2 protein-coding genes are annotated in these 1,836 nt (G+C 75.6%); both read right to left on the reverse strand.

What is annotated here, in order from left to right; all coding sequences use genetic code 11:
* Nucleotides 1-265: 265 nt before the first annotated feature.
* Complete coding sequence (locus J0670_RS37060; RefSeq protein ID WP_207817173.1) at nucleotides 266-688, reverse strand: MarR family transcriptional regulator; 423 nt, start codon at nucleotides 686-688, stop codon at nucleotides 266-268.
* A 30-nt stretch (nucleotides 689-718) separates the two neighbouring features.
* Nucleotides 719-1,836 (reverse strand): M48 family metalloprotease (locus tag J0670_RS37065; RefSeq protein ID WP_207817174.1); only part of this gene is annotated, 1,118 nt, incomplete at its 5' end.

A 1,836-nucleotide genomic window follows, 5' to 3' on the forward strand; every position in this document is an offset into this window, starting at 1 on the left:
AGGGCGAGCGGCAGCGCCGTCAGTGCGCGACGGTCGGGCCGCCAGGACCGGCGGCGCGTGCGGCGACGGGATTCGGTGGGGCGCTGCCCGGCGGGAGGCCGCTCGTCGCGAGGCTGCTGCTCGTCGCGAGGCCGCTCGTCGGGAGGCTGCCGGAGGGGCACCTTTCCTCTGTACACCGTCGGGGCGGGGTGGCGCACCCCGGGCGGCCTCGGGTGGCCTCGGGCGGCCCCGGCGGGTTGCGGCTCGGCGTGGGCCGCGCCTCGGGTCAGCCTTCCTCGCCGTAGCGGGCCAGGTAGGCGGCGAAGCGGGAGACGTCCTCGTCGGACCAGTCGGTGAAGCGGGCCATGAAGGCCAGGCGGCGCTGCTCGTTGGCGTCCTGCAGCAGGGTCAGTCCGGCCTCGGTGGCGCGCAGGATCTGGCCGCGCTGGTCGTCCGGGTCGGCCTCGCGGCCCAGCAGGCCGAGCTTCTCCAGGGCCGTGACCTGGCGGCTGACGGTGGACTTGTCGAGCATGAAGTGCGCGGCCACGTCGGCGGCCCGGCAGCCGCCGCGCTCGGTGATCAGGTCGAGGATGCTGTACGTGACCAGGGAGAGGTCGGGGTGTAGCTGGGAGGCCTTGTGCCGGGCACGGCGGGCGAAGGCGGTCAGTTCGCGCTGGATGGTGTCGATGGACGACTGGCGGCCGGGCACGGCGTTCCTACCTCCTCGATATTTGTTGCACTATACAACGGACTCGCCCGGTTTCGTGAGTCCGGTGCCCTCCTTCCGCCCTGGTCCGGCCTGCCAGGCGCGGGCGGCCGCGATCCGGCGGGTCGCACTCGGGTGAGTGGCGAACAGTAGCTCAAGCACCCGAGGCGGGTCGACATCCGAGACGTTCGCCAGTGCCAGTCTGCGCTGCATCGCCACGAACTGCTCGGGATCCCCGGTCAGTTCGAGCGCGTGCCGGTCCGCCCTGGCCTCGATCCGGCGGCTCACCGCGCACTGCGCCGGCCCCGACAGCGCGCCCAGCAGCGCCGCGAGCGCCGCCAGCAGCGGCAGCGCCCGGGGATCGCCGGCGCCGTTCGCCCCGGCGGCGTCCAGCAGCGGGTGCCAGCCGCCCAGCAGCCCGAGGACGGACACCGCGACGGCCGCGCCGACCGCGCCCAGCGCGGTGCCCACCGGCACGTCGCGGTGCTTGACGTGCCCCAGCTCGTGCGCCACCACCAGCTCCACCTCGCGCGGCGTGGCGGTCGACAGCAGGGTGTCGTACGCGACGATCCGGCGGGTCGCGCCCAGCCCGGAGACGTACGCGTTGAGCGCGGTGGTCCGCCGGGAGGCGTCCGCCACCAGGACGTCGCGCACCCGCACGTCGTCCCGCTCCGCCAGCGCCAGCAGGGCCGTGCGCAGCTCGCCCGGGGGCATCGGGGTGAAGCGGTTGAACACCGGCTCGATCAGCAGCGGGTGGAGGAAGGAGAGAGCGGCCGTCAGCAGGGCCGCCGCGCCCGCCGCAGGCAGCCACCAGTGCCGCGGCGACCAGCCGGTCAGCGCGAACAGGCCCAGCGCGAGCGGGAGGAAGAGCGCGAGGGTGAGCCCGAGCGAACGCGCCGCGTCCACCGCCCAGCCGGCCCAGCCCTGGGTCACCAGCCCGTACCGGGCCCGGACGGACCGCACCCCGGCGCCGAACGGCAGCTGCACCGCCTGGCCGAGCACCACCAGGGCCGCCGCGCCCGTCAGCACCTCGGCCGTCCGGGAACCGCCGAACCATCGGCCGGTGGCGGTGACCAGGGCCGCGCCGAACGGGGTGAGGCCGAGCAGCAGGGTCAGCGCCAGGCCGGCCAGGCGGCCGCCGAGCGCCCACG

It is taken from the genome of Streptomyces sp. FH025 (assembly GCF_017427025.1).
Lineage (GTDB): Bacteria > Actinomycetota > Actinomycetes > Streptomycetales > Streptomycetaceae > Kitasatospora.